Origin of the sequence: cyanobacterium endosymbiont of Braarudosphaera bigelowii, from assembly GCF_020885515.1 — a bacterium.
In the GTDB taxonomy this organism is placed as follows: domain Bacteria; phylum Cyanobacteriota; class Cyanobacteriia; order Cyanobacteriales; family Microcystaceae; genus Atelocyanobacterium; species Atelocyanobacterium thalassa_A.
The window spans coordinates 516,711-535,099 of the sequence record NZ_AP024987.1; the positions used below are offsets into that span (position 1 = coordinate 516,711).

Genomic DNA, 18,389 nt, shown 5'->3' on the forward strand with positions numbered 1-18,389 from the left:
ATACCAAATTCTTGTTTCTAAATATAATTACTTTTATTTAAGAATTTTAGTAATCGAATTTGTACCAGGGTCAATAATTTTTCTTCCTAAACTTTTAAATTTAATAGCTAAATTAACTTTTTTTTCTGATCCTAAAACATGGGTGACTTCACCTTCTCCGAAACTATAGTGAATTATATGGTCACCAACTGACCATTGAATATTATTGTTTTTAGAGTTATTTCTTTTTTGCGAAGTTTTTTCGATAATTATATTTGTATGATCACTTACTAAGTCTTGAGGAATTTCTTCTAAAAATTGTGAGACAATTTTAATTTCTTTTGATCCCCATACAAATCTTTCCTGAGCATAAGTTATAAATAGTTTTTCTTGTGCACGAGTTATACCTACGTAACACAAACGTCTTTCTTCTTCCAAGGAAAGAGGATCGCTTAAGCTACGAATATGCGGTAAAGTTCCTTGTTCCAAACCTACTAAAAAAACAATAGGAAATTCTAACCCTTTAGCAGAATGTAATGTCATAAGAGATACCTTATTGTTTTCATTCTCTAAATTATCTAAGTCAGAAGAAAGAGATGCATTCGTCAGATAGCCTTGTAAACTAGGATCGTTATTTTCTTCCCGATACTGATTGATGGCATTATATAATTCTTGAAGATTTTCAAGTCTATTATCTGCTTCCTCAGTTTCTTTCTGCTTTAAGTCATTTATGTATCCTGATTTTTGCATTATTTGGTTAAAAATATCTGTAGATAATGATTTAGTTGATTGTTCTTGCAATTCTTTAATCATATGTACAAAACTAAGAACTGCTTTTGAAGATTTTCCCGTCAATGTCATAACACAAGTCTCATCAATAAGTATTTCCCATAAAGAAGTCCTTAATTCTTGAGAAGCTTTTAATAATAAGTCAACGGTTGTTTTACCAATACCACGGCGAGGAGAATTAATAACTCTTAAAAGACTTACAGTGTCATAAGGATTAACAATTAAACGTAAATATGCGATTGAATCTTTAATCTCTTGACGATCATAAAATTTAAACCCTCCTACAATAGTGTAAGGAATATTTCGACGAACTAGAATATCTTCGAATGGTCTAGATTGAGAATTTACTCTGTATAGAAAAGCAATATCTTTCCAGCTTAACTTAGGGTTTAAGCTTATTAATTCTTCGATTTTATTAATAACAAACTCTGCTTCTATATGTTCATTATCTGCTTTATAACAATAAATTTTTTCGCCTTTACCTCTTGTTGCTTTGAGAGTTTTATCAATACGCTGACTATTATTATATATAAGATGATTAGCTGCACTTAATATAGTTTCTGTTGAACGATAATTGTTTTCCAGCTTTATCATAGTTTTAGTTTCTTCATCCGACAAGCCATCTCCAAATTCAGACTGAAAGTTCAATAAAATTGTAAAATCAGCCATGCGGAAACTATAGATAGATTGATCTGCATCACCTACAACGAAAACGGATCTATTTCTCCAACTCCACTCATTCCTATCTATTTTTCCATTTGTTGTTAACAATTGAATCAAAGTATACTGTATTCGATTTGTATCTTGATATTCATCAACTAAAATATGCTTAAATTGAGAATGCCAATAACCTAAAACAGATTGATTTTTTTCAAATAAACGGACTGGAATTAAAATTAAGTCATCAAAATCTAAAGCATTATTTTCAGCGAGTTGAGTCTGGTATTCATCATAGATTTCTGCAATAATACGTCCTTTTGAATAAGAGTGTTCTTTCAAGTATTCTTCAGGAGATAAACCTAAATTTTTAGCGCTACTGATAGCGTAACGAATTGTTCTAGGGTTAAAAGTTTTTTCGTCTAGATTAAATTGTTTTAAAGTTATATTTTTCACAATATTTTGAACATCAGATTCATCAAAAATAGAAAAATTTCTATCCCATTTTCTCTTTTTACTATCTTGGTATTTATTAATATCATACCGGAGTATTCTTGCGCATAGGCTGTGAAAAGTACCTATCCACAATTGTTTCGTAGTCTTTTTATAAATAAAAGAAAGTAGTTTTTTTTGATTAAATTCTGATAAAGAGTCAAATGATTGTCTATAGTTTTTTAAGGAAATTTCTTGAGCGAGAAGATTATCAAGCCTATCTTTCATTTCTTTTGCTGCTTTATTTGTAAAAGTCACAGCAAGAATGGACCCAGGATTAACTTTATTATAAATAATCAAGTTTGCGATCCTGTAGGTGAGAGCACGTGTTTTACCTGAGCCAGCTCCTGCAATCACCAAAAGAGGGCCACAGAAATGCTCTACAGCACGACGTTGAAAGTGATTTAATGTAGAAAGAAAATCGGCAGAAGTAGTCATAAAGATTTAAAAATCAAATGCCATTGTCTGATTTCTTGATTGTAACTTTATTAATCTAATCTAGTAATGATTGAATATAAAGTAAATATAAGTGCTCAGCCTAACACATTAAGTAAAAGAAAAGTTTTTGATTGTACTACGATTCATGAATCAAAATGGAAATTTTCCCCTACAATAGAAGAAGCGGAGACAATTGTTTCCGTTCACTCCTCACACCATACTCCGTCCGGCAATGTTCGGACGGTTTTTTATTAAATGAGAAAATAATAACTTCTAAAATTTACGGAAATTTAAGTAAAAATAAAGAGAGTTTTTCATATGGTAGAATAAAACCCTAGATTATTCTAGAGAAATATGAGCAATTAAAGGAATTCTTATATGTCAGCTGCAGCTCAAGTTACAGATAGTAGTTTTAAAACAGATGTTTTAGAGAGTGAAGTCCCTGTTTTGGTTGATTTTTGGGCGCCTTGGTGTGGCCCGTGTCGTATGGTAGCTCCAGTCGTAGACGAGATAGCAGAACAATACGCGGGGCAAATAAAAGTAGTCAAACTTAACACTGATGAAAATCCTAATACGGCTAGCCAATATGGAATTCGTAGTATTCCTACTCTTATGATTTTTAAAGGAGGTCAAAGAGTTGATATGGTTGTAGGTGCTGTTCCCAAGACAACTCTAGCTTCTACTCTTGAGAAATATCTTTAGTTTCTGTTAGAAATTCAAAACCATATCTAAGAGGTAAGCTTGTCAAGACTTACCTCTTTTTCAATAGAGTTAACCATATTATATGCACCACTCAATGATTAATATTCGAGATCATACTATAGTGTTGATGAATAATTAGAACTCAACATTACTGTTAAGTGATTTCTATAAATACTTTTGAAATATGTAATAAAAATCAATCAGCTAATATTGCAAATTTATGAAATATTCAAGCTATGCTAATTACTAATCTTATTTTACAAAACTAGCGATTACTTTTCCTTTTATTTTTTGCCCTAACCAAAAAGTATTATGACTCAAAGAATAAAGGTTAGAGGGAGAAATTTCCCAAGATTTTTTAGGATCAAAAATAATAAACTCTAAAGGAGAACCTGCTTTAATAGGACTTAAGGGCTCTCCTAAATATTCACAAGGTATATTGCTTAGTACTTTCCATAGTTGAAGTGCCGACAATTTTTTAGTTTCTACTAATTCCTGCCAAAGTAAGGGTAATGCTAGTTGTAGTCCTATTGTTCCTGTAGGAGCGTCTGCAAAAGGTACTGTCTTTTCTTCATAAGTATAGGCATGATGATCAACTGCTACCATGTCTATGATACCTTGTGAGATAGCATCAATTAATACAGTACGATCCTCTAAGTTACCTAGAGGAGGATTCAATCTCAAACTAGAATTATAACTAGCAATTGCTCTTGAATCTAATAATAAGTGCATCCAAGTTGTGCTTGCAGTAATAGGAATACCTCTTGATTTTCCCCACGCAATTAGTTCAACGGAACGACGCGTAGAAATCCTCATTAAATGAACAGGAGTTTGAGTAGCAGCTACTATCTCTAGTATTGCCGCAACTGCTGTAGATTCTGTTATCGAAGGATTAACCTGAAGTCCACAACTAATTGAAGAGAAACCTTCTCTTATTACTCCATCTCCTCTTAAAGAAAAACAATCTGGAACTAAAGCAATAGGTTTACCTAGAGGTTTAAGATATTCTAGTAATCGCCATAGCATTCCTAAATTTTCTATTTCCCGATTGTCTGTAAATCCTAAGACTCCATTCATTGCTAGTTCTTGTAACTCTGCCATTTGTTTTCCTTTCGCATCTTTTGTAAGATTTCCCCAAAAATTTAGTTTTACAGAAGAAATTTGTTTTGCTCTTTGTTGCAAATAGGAAAGAGAAGTTAAGTTATCAACTGATGGAATAGTTTGAGGAAGAATACCAACACGGGTGAACCCTCCTGCAATGGCAGAGGCTGCTAAAGTATCTAATGTCTCTCTAGTTTCATAACCAGGTTCTTCACTATAGCTATATAAATCCATTAGTCCGGGAGCAAAAATAAGATCTTTACCATTAATAATTTTTACTTCTGAAAAATCTTCATTTAGGTGATGATCTATCTTAAGAATTTTTTCTCTATCTAATAAAACATCACAAATGGAATGAGTATTGGCTACAGGATCTAAAACTTGAATTTGTCTCAATAAGGTTAAAGAATAAGTTATCATATTAAAATTAAAGTTAAACAAGCATTCTGACTAGATTCTCAATACTTAAAGATAATATATTTATTTTTCGATTAATTTAAGTTATTTACTATATAAATAATTATCACATAACTGATTAAACTTCTTATACTTTACTAAATAGCTTTTTATATGAGAATTTAATTCTTTAGATTAGTTAATATTTCTAATAATCGGTCTGGTTTTTAATAAAAGAAGTTTTCATTTATTACTTTTTTTAAAATGTTTAATTAGTATTTTTTTACTATCAAAGTAATCTAGTAAAACTATTACTTAATTTTTTTTATTTTTAATGTGATGAATATTTAAATATTATATTACTTGAAAGTACCAATAGTATCTTTAAATATAAGAACTTGTTCGTCAGCATAACCAGCAAAGGTTCTACTTATAATAAGTTTGATTTTGATACCTAAACCAGATTGTAGGTATTTTAGATCAATAGGTAGTTTTCCAATATCGATTATAAATTGATTACCGTTTAAAATAACTAACTCATCTGGAATATTTCCTCTATATTTTGTACTATAGTCAGAAACAGGTCGTAACCATGGATCTGAATAAGTAACACTATAAATAATACTGAATTTAGTTGAGACTAAATGAGACTCGTCTGCTTTATCAATTAACTTAAACTGTAAATTTTTTCCTTTCCCAGAAATCTCTTGAGCTTTTAAGCGAGTTACATCACTTTTTTTTATGGAGTTATGAACTATAAATTGCGTAATTTTTTTATGTTGTTGTGTGGTTGCTTCTATCCAAATATCATCAGGAATATTGACTAAGATACCTTTGTTACTAATGTATTGTAAGGTTACTTGCTCATGAGAAAATTTATTAAAGGATTGAGGGGCATTCCAAATTAATAAAAAAGAATGTTCTAGTCTTTCTATTAGTGCTAGATACTGATCATTAATTATGGAAGCAGGACTAAATAAAGAAGATGCGTTATTCTTAGTTTCCCAAATGTTTTTTGATAATAAATAGCCCTTATTTTTTAAGGTAGACATACTTACTGTTATTGCTGATTTGTCAGGTTCAAGAGGTTTATCAAGATTTATTAAAGTTAAATAACCTCTTTGTCCATCCTTTCCAAAAGTTCCACTGACACCATTGGATCCATTTTTACCATCTTGACATTGAAACTTTAAAGTTGTGCAGCTATAACCAGATTTACCTGGATTATTATCGCAACTTTCTAGTGCCCAATAAGAACTGTTACAACGACATCCTTCTCCTCCAATGCCACCTCGTCCTGGTTTTCCACCTTGTCCTCCTGATGCATTAACAAAAATTTTGCTTAGATTTTCAATATTACTTGTATATAAAGTCAATGAACCTCCATTCCCTCCATTCCCTCCATTCCCTCCACTACCACTATTACCACCATCAGAGGCTTTTAAGTGATATTTAACATCTAGAGGTTGAGCTTTACATTTTGCATCTTTGCCGTGTTCTCCATTTTCTCCTGGTTGTCCGTTTTCCCCTGCTAAATCTAGATCTAGAGGAGAGTCATCAATAAAAATAGTTAAATCTTCGCTATTTTTACCATCTTCTCCTGATGTGCCATGATGAGCATTAATACCATTCTCACCGAATGTTGTTACTTCAGTAGCAATTGCAGATTTTATATAAAATTTAAGTGCTACAAATGATGAAGAAATAATAAGAATTTGAGGGAAAAGTATAAAAAAAAGAAGTTTAATTAATTGCATTTATTCGTTACATGGTTAACGATATTAAAATTATAGAAGACTATGTATTACAAAATTTTGTTTCTTAAATGCTATTTTACTTACTATTAATAATAAAATTAACTTAGCAAAATTTAATTTATAATTAAATTTATAAATATAAACAACTTTAGAATTTGAATCTAAGTTTTAAGTATTGTTTGTATTTTATAGACCAAATGTTTAATTGCCTTTTGTATAAGTAAAATATTATTAAAGTGTATTGATGAATTCTTCTATTCTATCCATTCCTTTTTTAATAGATATTAAGTCAGCAGCATAAGAAACACGTATACAATCATCATTACCAAATGCTTGTCCTGGAATAACAGCAACTTGATATTTTTCCAACAAATCATTTGAAAATTGTATAGAATTTTTGCTTATTTGACTAATATCAATAAATACATAGAATGCTCCCATTGGAATGGGACAGCTTATTTGAGGAATTGATGCAACTCTTTTAAGGACGCTGTTACGACGATTAGTAAAAGCATTTAACATTTCCTGAACACATGCTGAAGATTCTTTCTCTTTCAGTGCAGCAATGGCTCCATATTGAGCAAAAGTGCAGACATTAGAAGTACTATGGCTTTGAACAGTACTAACAGCCTTAATTAAGTTACTAGGACCAGCCAAATAACCTAAACGCCATCCTGTCATAGCATAACTTTTAGAAAATCCATTACTAATAATTGTTTTTCTAAGAATATCTTTTCCTAGTGCTCCAATACTGATGTGTTTTGTTTTAGAGTATAAAATTTTTTCATAAATTTCATCAGAAACAATCCATATATCATATTTTATAATTATTTCTGCTAACTTTTTAAGTTCTTGATATGTATAGACTGCACCAGTAGGATTAGAGGGAGAATTAAGAATAAATAATTTTGTTTTTGGAGTAATAGCCTTTAATAACTGTTCCGGTGTAATTTTATAATTTGTTTCTGCTTTAGTTTCTACAATAACAGGTATACCTTTCGCTAGTCTAACCATTTCAGGATAACTAAGCCAATATGGAGCAGGAATAATTACTTCATCTCCACTTTCTATCAGAGCTAACATTAAATTAAATAATGAATGCTTACCTCCATTTGTTACGATAATATTATCAGGAGTGTAATCAAGTCCGTTATCTTCTTTTAGTTTATTTACTAAAGCTTCTTTTAATGCTAATTCACCTGATACAGGACCATACTTAGTCTTTCCTTCCTGTAAAGCTAATATTGCTGAGTTTTTAATATGTTGAGGTGTATCAAAATCTGGTTCTCCTGAACTAAGATTATAGATATCTATGCCTTGTGTTTTCATCTGTTTAGCTTTAGCAGCAATACCAAGGGTTATCGAGGGAGTAATTTGCTTTACTCTTGCTGCTAGTTGATTCATATTCACTCTTTCAAACCTGATATATTACTATTAATTACTCTACAACATTTCTTTTACAATACACTTTTAGTAACATTTTCTTTTTTCTTGAATATAATTTTTTTTATAACAATTAGTAACATTTCAGTTGATTAATATTATTAAATATCTATATGGTTCATATAGATATTTAATAAAAATGTTTAATATCTATACTTTTTTTATTAAATAATTTTCAACTATAAGATTTATCAATTATTAGCTATATTATTTTTTATCTTATTAACAAAGTATTTATTGAGGTTTCACTCCAACGTAATAACCAGCTTGGTTGAATTCCTAACATTATAATTAAAACTGCTAAAAGCAATGCTGGAGAACGCTCAGACCAGTATATACGAGGAATATCAATTAATCTTGGAGTTAATCTTCCAAAAAAAACACGATTTACCATCAATAAAAAATATACTGCGGTTAGTCCACTACCTATCAAACAGAGCAAAGTTTGAATTGGAAAAACAGGAAAACTACCTCGAAATACAAGAAATTCTGCAATAAAACCAATCATCCCAGGAATACCAGAACTCGCCATTACTCCAAGAATAATTAAGCTTCCTGTAATAGGTAATCCGTTCTGTGAGTTGAATAAACCAGATAAAAAGTCTACATCACGACTACCTGTTTTTTCATAAACAATTCCCACAAGAAAAAATAATAAGGCAGAGATTAATCCATGACTGATCATTTGAAAAACAGCAGCATTCAAACTTAATGAAGTGTTTGCAGATAATGCTAACAAAACATAAGCCATGTGAGAGATAGAAGAATAAGCGACCACTTTTTTCATATCTTTTTGTGCTATGGCACAAAAAGCTCCATATAATGCACTAATAACAGCTAAAGTTGCCAACATAGGAGACAAATATATCCATGCATCTGTAAATAAGCCAACGCCAAAACGTAATAACCCGTAGGTACCTAGTTTTAGTAAGACTCCAGCTAATAAAATTGAAACAGGAGTTGAAGCTTCTACATGTGTATCTGGTAGCCAAGCATGAAAGGGAACAATAGGAATTTTAATGCTTAAGCCTACCAATAATGGAATTAATAGAAACAGCTGATGTGTAGGAGATAGAGAATGAAAACGCAAAGACCAGTAATTAAATGTAGGTATACCTGATAACCATACCAATCCCAAGAAAGATATAAAAATGAAAATTCCAGAAATAGATGTATATATTAGAAACTTAATAGAAGCATAATCACGTTTTATCCCTCCCCAAATTACAAGTAAAAAATATAGTGGAATAGTTTCTAACTCATAAAAAATAAAAAATAAGAGTAAATCCTGTGATAAGAAAGCTCCAGAGATACCGCTGTTTAAAATCAATATTAGTCCGTAGTAAAACCTTTGTCTTTGGATATTTTTACTACTGCTATAAATAGTAATTAAAGTAAGAAAATTATTGAGACATACCAAAGGTAATGATAACCCATCGATTCCGAGACTATAGTTTAAACCAATTCTATCTATCCAAAGAAAAGATTCATAGAATTGTATTTCGGGATTGCTTACATTAAATTTAAAGCCAATAGCTATAGTTAAGGCTAATAAGATGACTGATATGAAAATAGCAAATAAACGACAATAGTCATTATCTTGCTGTTTAAAAAAAAATATTATTAAAATAGCACTTAATAAAGGTAACCAAATTAAGCAACTAAGAACTGGCAATTTTTTAACTCCTAGAATATAAAGAAATACTCATATAATAATTATTAATTATTATGATCTATGGTTGAAAAAAACACTTTTAGCATTCTATCTACAATATTCTTATTTAAGAATAAAAGCTCATTAACATAATGAGTTAATCGAAGTAACGTTAGAAATTAATAGTAATTGATTCTTAAACAGAAACCATACTAGTATACTAAACCATAATCCTGAACATATTGTTAACACATATAATTGTAATTGTCCTGAACTAGAATATTTTAAAATACTACTACTAAAGAAAACTATATAACTAATTAAATTATTCAGTCCATCAACAATATAACTGTCAAACCAGGATGTGATCCACGAAATATTTTTAACTAAGCTTACAACAGTCACAGCATAAACCTGTTCTAAGTAAAAATCATGAGCAAATATATTTTGAAAGAAATGTAACCATAAATTGGTAGATCTTTTCCTAGATACTGTATATGCAGTCCCGAACAAACATCCAAACAAACCTGATACAATAATTAGAAGACATACTGGACTAATTACAGATGGATAATTAGTTAATATTGTAAACACTGGAGAAAGTTCTGATTTCCAGCGAATAGGTATTATAGGCTCAATTAAAACAAAAACTATTAAAACTACCATTGGGAACGACATAAACCAAGTAACTTCTGGTGTTCGTTTAGTTTTATTTTGAAAAGTTCCTAAAAAAACAGTACAAAAAACTCTAGTCAGATTAAAAGCACATAAAGTATTAATTATTAATAAAGTAACTAGTAAGTAAGGAGAAATACCCCAATAACCATCAAGCCAACTTCTCCATGTCCAAAACATTCCCATAGGGAACGACGCGATCAAACCAGTTAAACCGACAAGAAAAGCAACAGTTGTAACTGGCATTCTTGACCAGAGACCTCCCATTTCTGTAATATTCTGGCTATTTGTAGTGAAGATAACAGACCCAGCACTCATAAATAAAAGTGCTTTTGGAATTGAATGTGCGTAAATTAATAAGAAAGCAATATCAACATGACCTAAACCAGCAGCAATAAATACTAAACCTAAATAGGTACTTGTAGAGTGACATAAAGCTCTTTTAATATCTATTTGAGCCATAGCTATTAAGGAAGTACCAATACCAGTAACAACTCCTAAAATAACTAATACATTAGAGGATGTTGAGGATAAAGCAAAAAGTGGTTGGAGCTTGATAAGGACATAAGCTCCAGCAGATACAACTATAGAGTTTCTCATAATGCTCGCAGGATTAGGTCCTTCCATAGCTTTATCCAACCATAAATTTAGAGGAAACTGAGCACATTTACCTGTTAATCCTGCAATAAGCGATAATCCCAATAAAGTTATATTTAACGTGGACACTGAAGTATTTAAAGCCCAAGTTTCTAATTCAGAAAAAGTTAACCCTTCTCCGTAGCTTGATAAAGCTACCAATCCCATAAAGAAAATTATATCTCCTACTCTTTTAGTTAAAAATGCATCTCTTGCTGCTGTTTGTACTAATGGTTGAGCATACCAAAAACCTACTAAAAGATATGTAGATAAAGTTAAAATTTCTAAAAGTCCATAACTTAATAATAAAGAATCACTAAGGGCGATACCTCCTAAAGATGCTTCAAAAATTCCCATCATTCCCAAAAAACGCGCTAGCGACCAATCTTTTTCCATATAACCTAAAGCATAAACTTGAGATAAAAAGCTAATACAAGTAATAAGCTCTAAAGCTCCCAAGCTAATTGGAGACAATTCAACAGATAAAGATAGATGTAAATTAGCTATATTTAGCCAATCAAAGGCTAAATGTTTAACTGGTTTTCCCCAAATTAGGATAAAAGCAAAGGAACTATGGATAAATGCTAGGCAACTCATTAATAAATTTAAATAAGCTCCAAAAAGAGGACCAATTCTGAGAGTAATATTGATTGACCAAGGTAGGGAAAATAGTGTACCTATCAAACCATAAAAAGGAATTAGCCAGCTACTATACAGAAAAAAAATACTCATTTATAGTGATTAATTTACTTTAATAAAATTAGTCCAGAAAATATTATTAAAACCATATACTATCTTTTGCTATTTTTATAAGGTAATTTATGTCTGAAACTATCTTATAAAAAGCTTTTAATCTTAACTATATAATTAATATTTAGCTTATATCAAACTAGTTCTTAAAATTATCAAGTCAAAAAAATTAGTATTGGTTGTTACCACATAAACTACTTACAATTTATAGATTATATACTTTCTCTATAATCAAAATATAGTTTTTTTATATAGTAAAATTACTGAATGATATCACAAGATTATTTATGATATTTAGAATTAATATATTGATATTAATTAAATTTTATAGTTTTCTGCCAAGTTTTTATAAACATCCTAAAATAATTAGTCATATAAAAATTTGATTTAATTTTAATTTTTATATCAGGAATCAGATTTTAATTAATTTGTTAAATAATGATTTTCCTGTTTTACTAAATACAACAATAGATCGATTACGTTTAAATAGAATAGATCCTACGGCAACGTTAAAACTAACATACTTGTGAATATAAGATTGTGCCTTTTTATCAATTGTTTCAGCAATTGATTGATAAATTTTAGCACTCCATTGACTTTTTGTTTCCTCGTCTAAACTTCTTAAAAAAGCTAGAGCATCCTCTGCTGTTTGACACTTAAATAAAGTTTGTAAGTTTTTTGATGGTAATCCGACTTTAACTCCATGAGTTATTAATACTTCTAATCTTCCATCTGCTAGATGATGGTGAGTGTTAAAGATACCTCCTGCAAGCTTAATTAACTTTCCATGGTATCCAAACAATATAATAGAAGTAACTTTTTCGATTCCAGCCATTATTAACAATGGTCCTATCCAGTTAGCTGTCTTAATTAAATTATGAGAATTAATACCCATACTTTTAGCTAAAGATAAGCCATTTTCTCCTAAGCAAAATACTAAAGTATCAGTCTTTCGAGACTTTTTTTGTAATTCTTCTTGACAATTTTGCAATTGGCTAGCTGTGCTTAAAGGTCTAGATATACCAGAAGTTCCTAGTAGTGATAATCCTTTGATTATCCCAAATGCTTCATTTGAAGTCTGTCTTGAAAGTTTCTTTCCTTCTGGCAAAATAATTGTAACTATAATTTTTTCTGTTGAAGTTAAATAAAATTGTAGATTGTATCTTAATAGTTTCTCAGCATAGGAATAAATAGCATCTTTAAAATTATTATGAACTTGTTTACCAACACCTTCTCCTCCCTGTATAGTAACTTGTTCTTGATTATCTTTATATTTCTTTAACTCTACTATTACCCAGATTGGAGTATTCCTAGTTAAATCAAGATTATCCCCTGGATTACTAATAGTAATTGCTAAAGATTGATTTTGTTGAATCTTAGCTATTTGATTAATAGAAATAGTTACTATTTCTGATGGCTCAACCAAATCAAGGTAAACCTTTTCATTAATTTTTCTTTTTTGTAAACGAAATAAAGCTGCGATTGCTGATGCACAAGCGAATACAGGTAAGGTATAACCATAGGAAGCTGTTGTATTATTCATAATATTTCCTTAGTACTTAGATTAAAAGAACAGTGAGGGCAAGAAATACTTTTTGTAGAATAATTAGATAAACTATATGCATCAGCAATAGGATAACCACATCCTGTACACATTTTATAGTTTCCTTTCTCTAGCTTATGCTTAACAGCAACTCTTTCATCAAACACAAAACACTCTCCTTCCCATAAACTTTGAGATTCAGAAATATTTTTTAAATAGTTTAAAATTCCCCCTTTAAGGTGAAAAACTTCTTTAAATCCTTTTTTCAATAGATATGATGAAGCTTTCTCACATCTTATTCCTCCAGTACAAAACATAGCAACTTTTTTGTGTTTCTCGGGATTTAAATTGTTTTTAATATAACTGGGAAATTCTCTAAAGAAATGAGTTTGAGGGTTGATTGCACCCTTGAATGTCCCAATTGCTATCTCGTAAATATTTCTTGTATCAATTACAGGAATTTCTTCATTTTCAAGTATATTATTCCACTCTTCAGGATCAACATAGGTTCCTACTTGTTGCTCAGGATAAATTTCAGAAATTCCTAGAGTTACTATCTCCCGCTTTAATCGAACTTTAATACGTTTAAAAGGAAGATAGGAAGACATAGAGTATTTAACTTCTAAGTCTATAAAACGGACATCCTTTTTTAAGTAATCAACAATTTTATGAACATTTTCAGAAGTTCCTGCAATGGTACCATTTATTCCTTCCTGGGAGAGTAGTATAGTTCCTTTAATACTGTGATCTTGACAATACTTGAATAGTGATGACTTTTTTTCAGCATATTCAGAAAAAAAAATAAATTTATAGAAAGTGGCAACAATATAAGACATAAAAAATAATTTTATAAATCACTATGACAGAATAATAACAAAAAAACTTTTAAAAATTTAATATATGAGTTTTCAAGAGGTATAAGTATTCGCTTTAATTTGAAGTGAGGCTAACTATATACCTAAAATAAACTAATTACATGAGATGTTAAAATTAAAAAAAATTAAAAAACTTGCATATTTATACTATTGTTATGTATACTAGTAAAGGTTAAGAAAAAAGCCATAATTTGGTTTGATTCTTAAGTAATCTTGGGGGTTTAGCTCAGTTGGTAGAGCGCCTGCTTTGCAAGCAGGATGTCAGCGGTTCAAATCCGCTAATCTCCATAAGCGTCCTAATTGTTGTTTGTATTTAAAATGAGAACCTCAACTAATTATATCGATTGAAATCATTAAAATTTTATTCACAATTAGTGGCTACTTATTCAATAGCATAACTTTATAAAATTTTTTAGTAATTTTATATGATAAACTCTATTCCTTAAACCTATACATCTAAGTCCGTTACAATCTAAAATGAGATGAATTTTACTATTTTAAATAATACTTGTGAATGCCTCACTAAACTTAGTTTTTGAATTTGATTCTATAGAAGCTGCTTTAGCTGATATTAAAGTTGGTCGCACCGTCATCGTTGTAGATGATGAAAACCGAGAAAATGAAGGTGATCTTATCTGTGCTGCTCAGTTTGCCACTCCTAGCATTATAAATTTTATGGCGACAGAAGCAAGGGGATTAGTCTGTCTAGCTATGAATGGAAAGCAATTGGATGATCTAGATCTTCCTCTAATGGTTACTAAAAATACTGATAGCAACCAAACTGCTTTTACTGTAAGTATTGATGCATCACCTAATTTTGGTGTCACTACTGGTATATCTGCAGAAGATAGAGCAAAGACTATCCAAGTTGCTATTGATCCTAGTACACAACCTGAAGACTTAACCCGTCCCGGTCATATATTTCCGATTCGTGCAAAAGTTGGAGGAGTGCTTAAACGTGCTGGTCATACCGAAGCAGCCGTAGATTTATCTAGGTTAGCAGGTTTATATCCTGCTGGTGTAATTTGTGAGATACAAAACCTAGATGGTTCAATGGCTCGTCTTCCAGAACTTATTGACTATGCTAAAAAACATGATTTAAAGCTTATTAGTATCGCAGATCTAATTAGTTATCGTCTTCAACATGATCGCTTTGTTTATAGAGAAACGGTTTGCCAATTTCCAAGTAAATTTGGAAGGTTTCAACTATATGCCTATAGAAATGTATTAGATAATACAGAACATGTTGCAATCGTCAAAGGGGATCCCAATAAGTTCAAAGAACATCCAGTAATGGTAAGAATGCATTCAGAGTGTTTAACAGGTGATGCTTTAGGATCATTACGTTGTGATTGTAGAATGCAATTACAAACTGCATTAAAAAAAATAGAAGAAGCAAAAGTAGGGGTTGTTGTTTACCTCAGGCAAGAAGGTAGAGGTATTGGATTAATTAATAAGTTAAAAGCTTATTCACTACAAGATATAGGCCTTGATACTGTGGAGGCAAATGAAAGATTAGGATTCCCTGCAGATTTAAGAGATTATGGAATGGGAGCTCAGATGCTGAATGATCTGGGAGTAGAAAAGATTCGTCTTATTACTAACAATCCAAGAAAAATTGCAGGACTAAAAGGATATGGATTAGAAATAATTGAACGTCTTCCATTGTTGATAGAGTCTAACGATTACAATTCTAATTATTTGACAACAAAAGCAGAAAAATTGGGACATTTACTTTTACAAACTTATTTGGTAACTGTTGCGATTGACTGGAAAACAGACATCAGTTCAGTTACAGAAAACTATCGATACTTAGAACAAATAAGAAATGTAACTCGTTCTCTAGAACTTTTCCTGCAAGAAGAAGTTAGACCATTAGCAAGTGCTTTATTTGAACAACCTTCAACAATATTTCACCTAGGATTTAAACAGGTTCAGACAATCGACAAAAGTTGGTATTGTGATGTTAATAATAGAAATGTAAAAGCTATTATAGAAATCCTTGACAATTTATCGGGCTGGACAAGTATCAAACGACTAGAATTTTTGATTTCTTCCGAAGATGATCCAATGTCAGGTTTACAAGTGGGTATTAAGCGTCGCGTATTCTCTTTAAATAGAAAACTTTCTCAAAGTACGTTTCCTTGGGAGAAGCAAACTATTTACAGTTTTACTTTATAAAATTTATATCGATAAATGGTAAATACTATATACATGTAAGATCACTATAGATAGTATAAAAAAATGTTTTATAGTCGTCGTAGTTTTTTAATAATTATAGGCAGTATATTTGGAAGCAAAGCTTTTTCTCTAATACGAAGTTCTCTAAATTTTAGTAAAAATGTCGGTGTCCCCAAGCAAAACTTAAATTTTTCAAACAAAGTATTAGCTATACCATCTAGTACTACTTCCTCTACTAATCTGTCAAATTCTATAAAAAAAAAAGTAAGGGTAATTGTTATTAGCGACCTTAACGATAACTATGGAGCGACTACTTATAGTCCAGAAGTGATTAAGAGTATATCTTTAATTAAGCAATCGAAACCTGACCTAGTTTTATGTGCAGGAGATATGATTGCTGGTCAAAAATATTCTTTAACTAAAAAGCAAATACAAGCAATGTGGATAGCTTTTGATATTCATATCACTTCACATCTAAAACAACTAAAGATACCTTTTGGATTCTCTCTTGGCAATCATGATGCCTCAGGAGCAATATATAAAAATCAATTAACTTTTTATAAAGAAAGAATTTTAGCTTCTCAATTTTGGAATAATTATCAACATATTCCTGAATTAGATTTTATTGATAAAGGTAAATTTCCTTTCTACTATACTTTTAAACAAAATAGTATATTTTATTTAGTTTTAGATGCCTCTACCCATATTATCTCTAAGGAACAATTAATTTGGATCACAAATAGTTTAGAAAGCTTTGACTCTAAGCAAGCAAGTCTTCGTTTTGTTATTGGTCATCTTCCCTTATATCCTATTGCAGTAGGAAGAAATAATAATGGTAACTTCATTAAAAATGGGGAAAAATTACAAATTTTATTAGAGAAGCATGATGTTCATACTTATATTAGCGGTCATCAGCATTCCTACTATCCCGGTAAAAAAGGTAACTTAGAGTTGCTATATAGTGGAGCATTAGGAGGAGGTCCTCGTAGATTATTAAATAGTAAATCACCTCCTATAAAAACATTGACAATAATTGATATTTCTCTACCATTGAAACAAACAAAATATACTACTTATAGTATGAGTAATTTGCAAATTTTAGATATTAAAACATTACCAAAATCAATTGGTAATATCCATAGAAAAGATATATCTTCCCTAAAAAATATTTAACAATATATAGATCAAGAGAATATTATGATTGAAACAAATATAACTTATTTTATTAACATTTTTGAGGAAGATTATGACGGACCAGTTATTAATAACTAAAAAAATTTCCTTAACTATAATATCTATACTAGTGCTAAGTTTTTCTGAAGATTGTGCCCGAGCTAGTGATCCTTTTCGTAAAGTTAACCCAAGACCTATTGGAAAGAATACCGTCACAGCTCTTACTGAAATATTTAAAGAAGGTAATTACCTAGAAGGCAAATATTATTTAAAAAAAGCCATAGAAGCTGAAAGTAACGAACCCTTATCTCATGCATTGTCAGCATCATTAGCTTTTGCAGATCAGGATTGGGAAACTATGATAAAGTCTGCAAGTAAGACTTTAGCTGTGGCTAAAAAACTAGAATCTAGTGATTTGTTACGAAGTAATTTATATCAAGCGGTAGGTCATTTCCTTGAAGGAGCATATGTATCTGCAATGCATGGTCCTATAGGAGCAGCTGATAAGTTGCAGTTAGTTCTTAAGTATCTTGATAAAGTTGCAGACATTGATCCAGAAGATCCAGAATTTAACTTGTTAAAAGGGTATCTTGATCTATTATTAGCAGTTAATTTACCATTCTCCACACCAGAAGATACTATTACAAATTTTGAGAAGTATGCAGCTCCAAAATATCTGGTTAATCGTGCTTTATTCGCTGCTTACCGAGATTTAAAAAAATATACTATGGCTATGGATTATATTAACATTGCTCTTCATAATAGTCCTAATAACCCTGAACTACAGTACTTTAAAGGACAATTACTTCGTAAACAGGGTAAAGCTCAAATAAATGACAGAATAAGTTTTAATTTGCTTAATGAAGCGTATAAGCATTTTGATAAAGCCATGACTAAATTTAGCGAGTTGCCAAAAGGTATTCAAATTCCTTTGCGATATGATCATCAAACTGTACAAAATGAAATAAAGAATTTTAACTTAGAAGTTTCTACAACTTTCAAAGTTAAATAAGTATTTTATTACCCTAAGGTACATAAAATACTTATTTAACTATATCCAAAGATATCAGTGAATATTTAAGACTTTTATAGCTTGTTGATTCTCAACAAAAATTCTTATCTTTAGTTATGCTAATAGTGAAAGTTAT

At 30.5% G+C, this 18,389-nt stretch carries 12 protein-coding genes and 1 tRNA gene; 5 read left to right on the forward strand and 8 right to left on the reverse strand.

What is annotated here, in order from left to right; genetic code table 11:
* Positions 1–33: 33 nt before the first annotated feature.
* Entirely contained in the window at positions 34–2,355 is a 2,322-nt protein-coding gene (pcrA, locus tag LPC16_RS02215; RefSeq protein ID WP_229637571.1) for a DNA helicase PcrA, read from the reverse strand.
* Between the two features lie 378 nt (positions 2,356–2,733).
* Here pcrA and trxA point away from each other — a divergent pair, with 378 nt between their 5' ends.
* Entirely contained in the window at positions 2,734–3,057 is a 324-nt protein-coding gene (gene trxA, locus LPC16_RS02220; RefSeq protein WP_040054683.1) for a thioredoxin, read from the forward strand.
* A 252-nt stretch (positions 3,058–3,309) separates the two neighbouring features.
* Here trxA and LPC16_RS02225 read toward each other — a convergent pair whose 3' ends face one another.
* The 7 genes from LPC16_RS02225 to trhO all read right to left on the reverse strand — a co-directional run bounded on the left by LPC16_RS02225 (position 3,310) and on the right by trhO (position 13,848).
* Complete coding sequence (locus LPC16_RS02225; RefSeq protein ID WP_229637572.1) at positions 3,310–4,578, reverse strand: dihydroorotase; 1,269 nt, start codon at positions 4,576–4,578, stop codon at positions 3,310–3,312.
* A gap of 335 nt (positions 4,579–4,913) precedes the next feature.
* Positions 4,914–6,311, reverse strand: a complete 1,398-nt coding sequence (locus LPC16_RS02230) for a collagen-like protein (protein WP_229637573.1) — start codon at positions 6,309–6,311, stop codon at positions 4,914–4,916.
* A gap of 231 nt (positions 6,312–6,542) precedes the next feature.
* Positions 6,543–7,715, reverse strand: a complete 1,173-nt coding sequence (locus LPC16_RS02235; RefSeq protein WP_229637574.1) for a pyridoxal phosphate-dependent aminotransferase — start codon at positions 7,713–7,715, stop codon at positions 6,543–6,545.
* 253 nt (positions 7,716–7,968) lie between these two features.
* Entirely contained in the window at positions 7,969–9,429 is a 1,461-nt protein-coding gene (locus LPC16_RS02240) for an NADH-quinone oxidoreductase subunit M (RefSeq protein ID WP_229637575.1), read from the reverse strand.
* Between the two features lie 123 nt (positions 9,430–9,552).
* Complete coding sequence (locus LPC16_RS02245; RefSeq protein ID WP_229637576.1) at positions 9,553–11,451, reverse strand: NAD(P)H-quinone oxidoreductase subunit F; 1,899 nt, start codon at positions 11,449–11,451, stop codon at positions 9,553–9,555.
* Positions 11,452–11,881: 430 nt separating this feature from the next.
* Positions 11,882–13,012 (reverse strand): cobalt-precorrin-5B (C(1))-methyltransferase CbiD, encoded by a 1,131-nt coding sequence (cbiD, locus tag LPC16_RS02250; protein WP_229637577.1) that lies wholly within the window; start codon positions 13,010–13,012, stop codon positions 11,882–11,884.
* A complete protein-coding gene (gene trhO / locus LPC16_RS02255; RefSeq protein ID WP_229637578.1) occupies positions 13,009–13,848 on the reverse strand; it encodes an oxygen-dependent tRNA uridine(34) hydroxylase TrhO in 840 nt (279 codons plus the stop codon). The genes cbiD and trhO overlap by 4 nt, the downstream gene beginning before the upstream one ends.
* Positions 13,849–14,102: 254 nt before the next feature.
* Here trhO and LPC16_RS02260 point away from each other — a divergent pair.
* The 4 genes from LPC16_RS02260 (at position 14,103) to LPC16_RS02275 (ending at position 18,253) form a co-directional block, all read left to right on the forward strand.
* Positions 14,103–14,175, forward strand: a tRNA-Ala gene (locus LPC16_RS02260).
* A 222-nt stretch (positions 14,176–14,397) separates the two neighbouring features.
* The gene (gene ribBA / locus LPC16_RS02265) at positions 14,398–16,068 is read left to right on the forward strand and encodes a bifunctional 3,4-dihydroxy-2-butanone-4-phosphate synthase/GTP cyclohydrolase II (protein WP_040054691.1); all 1,671 of its coding nucleotides are present in this window, start codon (positions 14,398–14,400) and stop codon (positions 16,066–16,068) included.
* 63 nt (positions 16,069–16,131) lie between these two features.
* Positions 16,132–17,241 (forward strand): metallophosphoesterase family protein, encoded by a 1,110-nt coding sequence (locus LPC16_RS02270; protein ID WP_229637579.1) that lies wholly within the window; start codon positions 16,132–16,134, stop codon positions 17,239–17,241.
* A 73-nt stretch (positions 17,242–17,314) separates the two neighbouring features.
* Entirely contained in the window at positions 17,315–18,253 is a 939-nt protein-coding gene (locus LPC16_RS02275; protein ID WP_229637580.1) for a Sll0314/Alr1548 family TPR repeat-containing protein, read from the forward strand.
* Positions 18,254–18,389: the final 136 nt, after the last annotated feature.

Excerpts from the sequence above, each read along its gene's own strand:
- LPC16_RS02275 (WP_229637580.1), top strand. The coding sequence starts at position 17,315 with ATGACGGACCAGTTATTAATAACTAAAAAAATTTCCTTAACTATAATA.
- LPC16_RS02235 (WP_229637574.1), bottom strand. The coding sequence starts at position 7,715 with ATGAATCAACTAGCAGCAAGAGTAAAGCAAATTACTCCCTCGATAACC.
- trxA (WP_040054683.1), top strand. The coding sequence starts at position 2,734 with ATGTCAGCTGCAGCTCAAGTTACAGATAGTAGTTTTAAAACAGATGTT.
- LPC16_RS02225 (WP_229637572.1), bottom strand. The coding sequence starts at position 4,578 with ATGATAACTTATTCTTTAACCTTATTGAGACAAATTCAAGTTTTAGAT.
- trhO (WP_229637578.1), bottom strand. The coding sequence starts at position 13,848 with ATGTCTTATATTGTTGCCACTTTCTATAAATTTATTTTTTTTTCTGAA.
- LPC16_RS02270 (WP_229637579.1), top strand. The coding sequence starts at position 16,132 with ATGTTTTATAGTCGTCGTAGTTTTTTAATAATTATAGGCAGTATATTT.
- cbiD (WP_229637577.1), bottom strand. The coding sequence starts at position 13,012 with ATGAATAATACAACAGCTTCCTATGGTTATACCTTACCTGTATTCGCT.
- LPC16_RS02230 (WP_229637573.1), bottom strand. The coding sequence starts at position 6,311 with ATGCAATTAATTAAACTTCTTTTTTTTATACTTTTCCCTCAAATTCTT.
- pcrA (WP_229637571.1), bottom strand. The coding sequence starts at position 2,355 with ATGACTACTTCTGCCGATTTTCTTTCTACATTAAATCACTTTCAACGT.
- LPC16_RS02245 (WP_229637576.1), bottom strand. The coding sequence starts at position 11,451 with ATGAGTATTTTTTTTCTGTATAGTAGCTGGCTAATTCCTTTTTATGGT.